The sequence below is a fragment of the Paracoccus shandongensis genome (assembly GCF_017315735.1).
Lineage (GTDB): Bacteria > Pseudomonadota > Alphaproteobacteria > Rhodobacterales > Rhodobacteraceae > Paracoccus > Paracoccus shandongensis.
In genome coordinates this window covers 76,926-85,164 of sequence record NZ_JAFLRK010000031.1, presented here as the reverse complement: position 1 = coordinate 85,164, position 8,239 = coordinate 76,926, and the positions used below count along the sequence as shown (strand labels likewise).

Annotated in this window: 11 protein-coding genes; 5 read left to right on the top strand and 6 right to left on the bottom strand. The window is 66.8% G+C overall.

Annotation, left to right across the window (positions count from 1 at the left end; translation table 11 throughout):
* The 6 genes from JX613_RS15935 to mdh form a co-directional block, all read right to left on the bottom strand.
* On the bottom strand, nucleotides 1-335 hold a 335-nt coding region (locus JX613_RS15935; RefSeq protein WP_207102456.1), incomplete at its 3' end, for a hypothetical protein.
* Nucleotides 336-398: 63 nt separating this feature from the next.
* Nucleotides 399-746, bottom strand: a complete 348-nt coding sequence (locus tag JX613_RS15930) for a hypothetical protein (RefSeq protein WP_207102455.1) — start codon at nucleotides 744-746, stop codon at nucleotides 399-401.
* A 69-nt stretch (nucleotides 747-815) separates the two neighbouring features.
* Nucleotides 816-1,700, bottom strand: a complete 885-nt coding sequence (gene sucD, locus JX613_RS15925) for a succinate--CoA ligase subunit alpha (protein WP_207102454.1) — start codon at nucleotides 1,698-1,700, stop codon at nucleotides 816-818.
* A gap of 81 nt (nucleotides 1,701-1,781) precedes the next feature.
* Nucleotides 1,782-2,975: an ADP-forming succinate--CoA ligase subunit beta gene (gene sucC / locus JX613_RS15920; protein WP_207102453.1), complete on the bottom strand. Its 1,194-nt coding sequence runs from the start codon at nucleotides 2,973-2,975 to the stop codon at nucleotides 1,782-1,784.
* A 173-nt stretch (nucleotides 2,976-3,148) separates the two neighbouring features.
* Nucleotides 3,149-3,484: a hypothetical protein gene (locus tag JX613_RS15915; RefSeq protein WP_207102452.1), complete on the bottom strand. Its 336-nt coding sequence runs from the start codon at nucleotides 3,482-3,484 to the stop codon at nucleotides 3,149-3,151.
* Between the two features lie 114 nt (nucleotides 3,485-3,598).
* On the bottom strand, nucleotides 3,599-4,561 hold the full coding sequence (gene mdh, locus JX613_RS15910) for a malate dehydrogenase (protein WP_207102451.1): 963 nt from the start codon (nucleotides 4,559-4,561) through the stop codon (nucleotides 3,599-3,601).
* A 140-nt stretch (nucleotides 4,562-4,701) separates the two neighbouring features.
* On the opposite strand from mdh, the gene JX613_RS15905 reads away from it, so the two are divergent.
* The 5 genes from JX613_RS15905 to JX613_RS15885 all read left to right on the top strand — a co-directional run bounded on the left by JX613_RS15905 (nucleotide 4,702) and on the right by JX613_RS15885 (nucleotide 8,202).
* The gene (locus JX613_RS15905) at nucleotides 4,702-5,448 is read left to right on the top strand and encodes a sulfite exporter TauE/SafE family protein (protein ID WP_207102450.1); all 747 of its coding nucleotides are present in this window, start codon (nucleotides 4,702-4,704) and stop codon (nucleotides 5,446-5,448) included.
* A gap of 81 nt (nucleotides 5,449-5,529) precedes the next feature.
* Nucleotides 5,530-6,372, top strand: coding sequence for an HpcH/HpaI aldolase/citrate lyase family protein (locus JX613_RS15900; RefSeq protein WP_207102449.1), 843 nt, complete (start codon nucleotides 5,530-5,532; stop codon nucleotides 6,370-6,372).
* 41 nt (nucleotides 6,373-6,413) lie between these two features.
* A complete protein-coding gene (locus tag JX613_RS15895; RefSeq protein ID WP_207102448.1) occupies nucleotides 6,414-6,962 on the top strand; it encodes an NnrU family protein in 549 nt (182 codons plus the stop codon).
* A 2-nt stretch (nucleotides 6,963-6,964) separates the two neighbouring features.
* Complete coding sequence (locus tag JX613_RS15890; RefSeq protein ID WP_207102447.1) at nucleotides 6,965-7,171, top strand: DUF1737 domain-containing protein; 207 nt, start codon at nucleotides 6,965-6,967, stop codon at nucleotides 7,169-7,171.
* Nucleotides 7,168-8,202 carry a MaoC family dehydratase gene (locus tag JX613_RS15885; RefSeq protein ID WP_207102446.1) on the top strand — a complete coding sequence of 345 codons (1,035 nt, stop codon included), beginning with the start codon at nucleotides 7,168-7,170 and terminating at the stop codon, nucleotides 8,200-8,202. Before JX613_RS15890 ends, JX613_RS15885 begins: the two co-directional genes overlap by 4 nt.
* Nucleotides 8,203-8,239: the final 37 nt, after the last annotated feature.

Genomic DNA, 8,239 nt, shown 5'->3' with positions numbered 1-8,239 from the left:
AGCCGCTCGATCCGGGCCACGCGCCGCCGCTCCAGCCCGCAGAGCGCGCGGGCCGCGCCCTGGTCGGCGCCCACCGGCGCGCGGGCCGGGTGATAGATCAGCCGCCAGCCAAAATCGCGCCGCGCCACGGTGCGCACGGCGTCGGGGGGCAGGGTGCTGGCCTGGTGCAGGTTCGTCATGGCGGGGATGCCGCCGCGCAGGATGTCGTCGGTGGGCGCGCGCCCGCAGGCCGTCAGCGCCACCAGCGAAGCCAACGACAAGGGCGCGATGCAGCGGCGGGCGCGGGTGGAAACCCGGTCCGTCGGAAGGCTTGCTGCGCGTTGCGGCTGGTTCACGTCATTCCCCTGGTCTTGCCGGTGCCCCCAAAGGTAGTCCGGGGGCACGGCTTTTCAAATGCGTCACGAACAGGTGACGGTCATGCGCTGCACGCCGGTGCCGAACTGCGGCGCGCTTGTGTCGATCGGATCGACGCTGAACACGGTCGAGGCCGTGTTGGCGCAGATCCTGCGCGGCGCATCGGCCAGCTGTTCGGCGGTGACGCCTTCCTCGCGGTAGAAGACGACATACTGGCTGCCCGTGCGGGTCACGCCCAGCACGGCATCGGCGGGCAGGCCGGTCGCCGCGCCCAGGGCCACGGTATCGACCGGGCTGGTCGTCACCGTGGTTTCGACGCGGGTGATCGGCTCGGGCGCGCAGGCCCCCAGAACGACAGTCGAGGCGATGAGGGTCGCGGAAAGCATCTTCATCCTGATTCTCCTGTGGTTACAGAGCGATTGCTCAACCGGGGGAACGCGCGCGCCTTGCCGGGGGTTGCCTCAGCCCTTGATGGCCTTCAGCACCGCCTCGCCCAGGCCGGCCGGGCTGTCGGCCACGACGATGCCTGCGCGCTTCATCGCCTCGATCTTCGATTCCGCGTCGCCCTTGCCGCCGGACACGATCGCGCCCGCATGGCCCATCCGGCGGCCCGGAGGGGCGGTGCGGCCCGCGATGAAGCCTGCGGTGGGCTTCCACTTGCCCTTCTTCTTCTGCTCGGCCAGGAACTCGGCCGCTTCTTCCTCGGCGGACCCGCCGATCTCGCCGATCATGATGATGGATTCGGTTTCCGGGTCGTCCAGGAACATGCGCAGCACGTCGATATGCTCCATCCCCTTGATGGGGTCGCCGCCGATGCCGACCGCCGAGGACTGGCCGAGGCCCACGTCCGAGGTCTGCTTCACCGCCTCATAGGTCAGTGTCCCGGACCGGCTGACCACGCCGACGGACCCGCGGCGGAAGATGGAACCCGGCATGATGCCGATCTTGCATTCGTCCGGCGTCATGATGCCGGGGCAGTTCGGCCCGATCAGGCGCGAGTTCGAGCCTTGCAGGGCGCGTTTCACCCGCATCATGTCCAGCACCGGAATGCCTTCGGTGATGCAGACGATCAGCGGGATCTGCGCGTCGATGGCTTCCAGGATCGAATCCGCCGCGAAGGGGGGCGGCACATAGATCGCGGTCGCATTGGCGCCGGTTTTCGCCACGGCCTCATGAACCGAGTTGAACACGGGCAGGCCCAGGTGTTCGCTGCCGCCCTTGCCGGGCGTCACGCCGCCGACCATCTGCGTGCCATAGGCGATCGCCTGTTCGGTGTGGAAGGTGCCCTGGGATCCGGTGATCCCCTGGCAGATGACTTTGGTGTCTTTGTTGACGAGAACGGCCATTACGGCTTTCCTTGACGTAGGGTGCGTGGTCCCACGCACCATTGTTCAGGGGAAGGTGCGTGACATCACGCACCCTACGGTTCAACCTTTAACGGCTTTCACGATCTTCTGGGCCGCGTCCGACAGATCATCCGCCGCGATCACGTTCAGACCGGACTTGGCGATGATCTCCTTGCCCAGGTCGACGTTCGTGCCTTCCAGCCGCACGACCAGCGGAACCTGCAGGCCGACTTCCTTCACAGCGGCGATGATGCCTTCCGCGATGATGTCGCAGCGCATGATGCCGCCGAAGATGTTGACCAGGATGCCCTTGACGTTCGGGTCCGAGGTGATGATCTTGAAGGCTTCCGTCACCTTCTCCTTGGTGGCGCCGCCGCCCACGTCCAGGAAGTTCGCGGGTTCCGCGCCGAACAGCTTGATGATGTCCATCGTGGCCATCGCCAGACCCGCGCCGTTCACCATGCAGCCGATCTCGCCGTCAAGCGCGATGTAGTTCAGGTCGAACTTGGAAGCGGCCAGCTCCTTGGGGTCTTCCTCGGTCTCGTCGCGCAGGGCCATGATGTCGGGCTGGCGGTAAAGGGCGTTGTTGTCGAAGCCCATCTTCGCGTCCAGGCACTTGATGTTGCCTTCGGGGGTGACGATCAGCGGGTTGATCTCCAGCATCTCCATGTCCTTTTCGATGAACAGGCGATACAGATTCTTGACCAGGGCCACGCATTGCTTGACCTGTGGGCCTTCCAGGCCCAGGGCGAAGGCCACGCGGCGGCCGTGGAAATCGGACAGGCCCGAGGCCGGATCGACGCTGAAGCTGACGATCTTTTCGGGCGTGTGGGCGGCCACTTCCTCGATGTCCATGCCGCCTTCGGTCGAGGCGACGAAGCTGACGCGCGAGGTCTGGCGGTCCACCAGAAGGGCCAGGTACAGCTCGCGCGCGATGTCGCTGCCGTCCTCGATATAGATGCGGTTGACCTGCTTGCCGACGGGGCCGGTCTGGTGCGTGACCAGCGTGCGGCCCAGCATCTGGCGGGTCAGTTCCTCGGCTTCCTCGACCGATTTGGCCAGGCGGACGCCGCCCTTTTCACCGGCCTCGGCTTCCTTGAAGCTGCCCTTGCCGCGGCCGCCCGCGTGGATCTGGGCCTTGACCACCCAAAGGGGGCCGTCCATCTCGCTGGCGGCGGTCTTGGCCTCGTCCGCCTTCATCACGATCCGGCCGTCGCTGACCGGCGCGCCGTATTGACGCAGCAGCGCCTTGGCCTGGTATTCGTGGATATTCATCCTGACCCCCTTTTGCGGTTCGACAGATTTGCCGGGGGTCTTGCCACAACCGCAGGCAGCCGGGAAACGATTTTCCCGTAAAATGCGGGAAAGCCGCCACAAGCCGCCATTTGTGATCACGGCTGGAAATGCCGTGATCACAAAGGCGGGGATCGCAGGATTCGTCTAGGGATTCAGCCCGCCACGCGCGAACAGTCGAAGCTGTCGCCGGTGCTTTGCGACACCCAGACGATCTGGTTGTCGTTGCGCCATTGCACCTGGATCACCGCGCCGTCGGCCAGCGTCATGGTCGTGACGCGGTTCTGGGTCGAGAAGCTGCGGATGCTGATCGGCGCCGCGTCGTTCGAGGGCAGATAGGACGTGGGCGTGAAGGTCATGGTCGTGACGCCGCAATCCCAGCTTCCCATGAAGGGCAGTTGATCGGTGGGGCGGGGGCTGGTCGGGGGTGCCGAACAGGCGCCGATCAGCAGGGCCGAGAACAGGGCAGCAGGCAGGACGGTTCGGGTCATGGTCGCCTCCGGTTTCGCTCAACGCGGAAATGCTACGATGGAACCGGAAAGATGAACATCATCAAATGCAAAGGCGCGCCCCCGGGGACGCGCCTTGCAGGTGTGCGGGACCGATCAGGCCAGGGTGCTGTCGATGCCCTTGCAGGCCTCGACCAGGCCCTTCACCGCATCCACCGACTTGGTGAACATCGCCTGTTCGTCGCCGTCCAGCGTGATGTCGATGACCTTTTCCACGCCGCCCGCGCCGATCACGGTGGGCACGCCCACATACATGCCGTTCAGGCCGTAAGCGCCGTCCACATAGGCCGCGCAGGGCAGGACGCGCTTCTGGTCCTTGAGATAGGCTTCCGCCATCTCGATGGCCGAGGTGGCGGGCGCATAGAAGGCGCTGCCGGTCTTCAGCAACCCGACGATTTCCGCGCCGCCGTCACGGGTGCGCTGCACGATGCTGTCCAGCTTTTCCTGCGTGGTCCAGCCCATGCTGACCAGGTCGGGCAGGGGGATGCCGCCCACGGTCGAATAGCGGACCAGCGGCACCATCGTGTCGCCATGCCCGCCCAGCACGAAGGCCGTCACGTCGCGCATGGACACGCCGAATTCGAGGCTCAGGAAGTGGCGGAAGCGGGCCGAGTCCAGCACGCCGGCCATGCCGCAGACCTTCTCGCGCGGCAGGCCGCTGAATTCACGCAGCGCCCAGACCATCGCGTCCAGCGGGTTGGTGATGCAGATGACGAAGGCGTTCGGCGCGTGCTGGGCGATGCCCTCGCCCACCGACTTCATGACCTTGAGGTTGATGCCCAGCAGGTCGTCGCGGCTCATGCCTGGCTTGCGCGGAACGCCGGCGGTGACGATGCAGACATCGGCACCCGCGATGTCGGCGTAATCGTTGGTGCCCTTCAGGACCGCGTCAAAGCCCTCGGACGGGCCGGATTCGGCGATGTCCAGTGCCTTGCCCTGGGGCGTGCCCTCGGCGATGTCGAACAGGACGACGTCGCCCAGTTCCTTCATCGCGGCCAGGTGCGCCAGCGTGCCGCCGATCTGCCCCGCACCGATCAGTGCGATTTTGGGTCGGGCCATGGATAACCTCCGGGTGTCATGGATGATTGTTGCGGGGGTGGTAAGGGGTCGCGCAAGAAATCGCAAGCCACTGTTGGCGCTGACACTTGCCAATCGGGACGCGGGGCCGCATCCATGGCCCGCGCGGGCAGGGGATAGCGATGCCGGAATTGACGATCGGGGGTTGGGTGCTGGCGGTCATCGCCGCCGTGGCCGTGGGCCTGGCCAAGGGCGGGCTGGCGATGGTGGGCATGATCTCGGTCCCGCTGCTGTCGCTGGTCATGTCGCCGGTGCAGGCGGCGGGGCTGATGCTGCCGGTCTATGTGGTGTCCGACATCGGCGGGCTGCTGGCCTTTCGCCACCATTTCGACCGCCGCGTGCTGGCGACCGCGCTGCCCGGCGCGCTGGCGGGGATCGGCATCGGCTGGGCGGGCGCGCATGTGGTGCCGGTCTGGGGCGTGACGCTGATCGTGGGTGTGATCGGGGCCATCTTTGCCCTGAATGCGCTGGTCCGCCCGCATCTGGCGGCCCGGACGCGCCCGGCATCCCTGGGGCGCGGGACGATCTGGGGGCTGCTGTCGGGCTATACCAGCTTTGTCAGCCACGCGGGCGCGCCGCCCTGGCAGGTCTATGTCCAGCCCTTGCGGCTGCCCGCGCTGATCTATGCCGGGACGACGACCTGGTTCTTTGCCGTCTGCAACTGGGTCAAGCTGATCCCCTATGCCGCGTTGGGGCAGCTGAACCCCTCGGCCCTGGCGGCGGCGGCGATCCTGACGCCGGTGGCGCTGGTCTCGGTCTGGGCGGGGTTGCGGCTGGTCAGGATCATCCCCGAGGCGCTGTTCTACAAGCTGATCACCTGGGGGCTGCTGGCCGTGTCGCTGCGGCTTGTCTGGCAAGCCTTGGCCTGATGCCGCAGCGCAGCAAGATTGCGCTTGCCAAATTTGATGCCGCAGGGCAGCGTCGCGCAAGATTGTTGCGAGGAGGATCTGATGGCGCGTCCCTATCGTTCGGTTCTGTATATCCCGGCCGCCAATGCGCGGGCGATGGAAAAAGCGCGGGGCTTGCCCGCCGACGCGATCATCTTCGATCTGGAGGACGCGGTCGCGCCGGGCGAAAAGGTGGCCGCGCGCGATGCCTTGGCGGCGGCTTTGGCGAACGATTACGGCCCGCGCGCCCGGATCGTGCGGATCAACGGCTTGGCGACGGAATGGGGCGCGGATGATGCGCGGTTCTGCGCAGGCCTTTCCGCCGATGCCGTGCTGATCCCCAAGGTGGACAGCCCCGCCGACCTGGACCGCGTGGCCGCCCTGGTCCCGGACACCCCCCTGTGGGCGATGATGGAAACGCCGCTGGGGATGCTGAACGCCGCCGCCATCGCCGCCCATCCCCGGCTGGAGGGGATGGTGATGGGCACCAACGACCTTGCCAAGGAATTGAACAGCCGCTTCCGGCCCGACCGGCTGCCGATGCAGGCGGGGCTTGGCCTGTGCCTGCTGGCCGCCAAGGCTTACGGCAAGGTGATCGTGGACGGGGTCTTCAACGCCTTCAAGGACGAGGACGGGCTGCGCGCCGAATGCGAACAGGGCCGCGACATGGGCTTTGACGGCAAGACGCTGATCCACCCGGCCCAGCTTGCCATCGCGAACGCGGCCTTTGCGCCCACGGATGCCGAGATCGACCTGGCCCGCCGCCAGATCGACGCCTTCCAGGCGGCAGCGGCCGAGGGCAAGGGCGTCGCCGTGGTAGACGGCAAGATCGTGGAAAACCTGCATGTCGAGACCGCCCGCAAGACGCTGGACCGGGCCAAGGCGATTGCGGCCATGGCCGGATAAGGGCAGGGTGCGCGCATGACATCCAGCAAGGGGAAAGCCAGATGGTTCTGCTGATTTCGGGCGTGGCCCTGTGGTGGGCGGCGCATCTGTTCAAGCGCGTGGCCCCCGGACCCCGCGCCGCCCTGGGCGACAAGGGCAAGGGGCTGGTGGCGATCCTGCTGATCCTGTCGGTGTTCCTGATGGCGCGGGGCTATGGGCAGGCCGACGGCCCGGTCTGGTGGGGCCGCTCGGCCGCCACTACCGGCATCAACAACCTGCTGATGCTGGTGGCCTTCTACCTCTACGCCGCCGATGGCATGGGCACCCGCGTCACCGCCTGGATCCGGCATCCGCAACTGACGGGCTTCTCGCTCTGGGCCACAGCGCATCTGCTGGTGAACGGCGACCTGCCGTCCTTTATCCTGTTCGGCGGGTTGCTGGCCTGGGCGCTGGTGGAAATCGTGCTGCTGAACCGCGCGGGCGCCTGGAAGCGGCGCACGGGGCCTTTCCCGGCGCGCAAGGAGATCATGGCGGCCGTGGGCGCGGTTGTCGTCATGCTGGTCGTGGGCCTGATCCACGGCTGGGCCGGATACTGGCCGTTCGGAGGCTGATCGTGACCACCCTTTACCGCTGCATCACCGAGGACGACACCGTCCGGTTCTGCCACCGCGTCAGCGAGGCGCTGTCCAAGGGCTGGTCCCTGCACGGCAGCCCGTCCATGGCCTTTGATCCTGTCAAGGGCGTGATGCGCATGGCGCAGGCCGTCACCAAGCAGGTTCAGGCCGAATACCATCCCGACATGAAGCTGGGGCAGCAATGACCAAGACCAATCCGGGCCGTTTCTTCGAGGATTACCGCATCGGCCAGGTGATCCGCCACGCCGTTCCCCGCACCGTCGCGGAAGGGGAACGGGCGCTCTATCACGCGCTTTATCCCGCGCGCCATGCGCTCTATTCCAGCGACGAGTTTGCGTCGAACTGCGGGCTGGAGGGCAGCCCGATGGACGACCTGCTGGCCTTCCACATCGTCTTCGGCAAGACCGTGCCCGATGTCAGCCTGAACGCGGTGGCGAACCTGGGCTATGCGCAGGGGCGCTGGCTGGCGCCGGTCTGGCCGGGCGACACGCTGCGGTCGGAATCGCAGGTGATCGGGTTGAAGCAGAACTCGAACGGCAAGTCGGGCGTGGTCTGGGTGCGCACCCAGGGGCTGAACCAGATGGACGAACCCGTGCTGGATTATGTCCGCTGGGTGATGGTGCGCAAGCGGGACGCCGACGCGCCCGCGCCGGAAACCGTGGTGCCGGACCTTGCCCCGGTGGTCGCCCCCGCCGATCTGGTGATCCCCGAGGGGCTCGATTTCTCGGGCTACGACTTCGACCTGGCGGGCGAGCCGCATCGCTGGGGCGATTATCAGGTCGGCGAGAAGATCGACCATGTGGACGGCGTCACCATCGAGGAGGCCGAGCATATGCTGGCCACCCGCCTGTGGCAGAACACCGCCAAGGTGCATTTCGACGCCACGAATCGCGACGACGGCAGGCGGCTGATCTATGGCGGGCACGTCATCAGCATGGCCCGCGCGCTGTCCTTCAACGGGCTTGCCAATGCCCAAATGATCGTCGCGCTGAACGCGGGCGCCCATGCCAACCCGTGCTTTGCGGGCGACACGGTCCGCGCCTGGTCCGAGGTGCTGGACAAGGCGGAAACCGATGCGCCCGGCGTGGGCGCGATCCGGCTGCGGCTGGTCGCGACCAAGGGCGACAGCGCGGCCTTTGCGCTGAAGGACGGCGAGGGCAGGTATCTGCCCGATGTCCTGCTGGATCTGGATTACTGGGCGCTGATGCCGGTCTGACCGGCGACTCGCGCGGCAGGTTGTGATCACGGCCCCG

Coding starts and splice junctions, on each gene's coding strand:
- JX613_RS15930 (WP_207102455.1), bottom strand. CDS start 746: ATGAAGATGCTTTCCGCGACCCTCATCGCCTCGACTGTCGTTCTGGGG.
- sucD (WP_207102454.1), bottom strand. CDS start 1,700: ATGGCCGTTCTCGTCAACAAAGACACCAAAGTCATCTGCCAGGGGATC.
- sucC (WP_207102453.1), bottom strand. CDS start 2,975: ATGAATATCCACGAATACCAGGCCAAGGCGCTGCTGCGTCAATACGGC.
- JX613_RS15915 (WP_207102452.1), bottom strand. CDS start 3,484: ATGACCCGAACCGTCCTGCCTGCTGCCCTGTTCTCGGCCCTGCTGATC.
- mdh (WP_207102451.1), bottom strand. CDS start 4,561: ATGGCCCGACCCAAAATCGCACTGATCGGTGCGGGGCAGATCGGCGGC.
- JX613_RS15905 (WP_207102450.1), top strand. CDS start 4,702: ATGCCGGAATTGACGATCGGGGGTTGGGTGCTGGCGGTCATCGCCGCC.
- JX613_RS15900 (WP_207102449.1), top strand. CDS start 5,530: ATGGCGCGTCCCTATCGTTCGGTTCTGTATATCCCGGCCGCCAATGCG.
- JX613_RS15895 (WP_207102448.1), top strand. CDS start 6,414: ATGGTTCTGCTGATTTCGGGCGTGGCCCTGTGGTGGGCGGCGCATCTG.
- JX613_RS15885 (WP_207102446.1), top strand. CDS start 7,168: ATGACCAAGACCAATCCGGGCCGTTTCTTCGAGGATTACCGCATCGGC.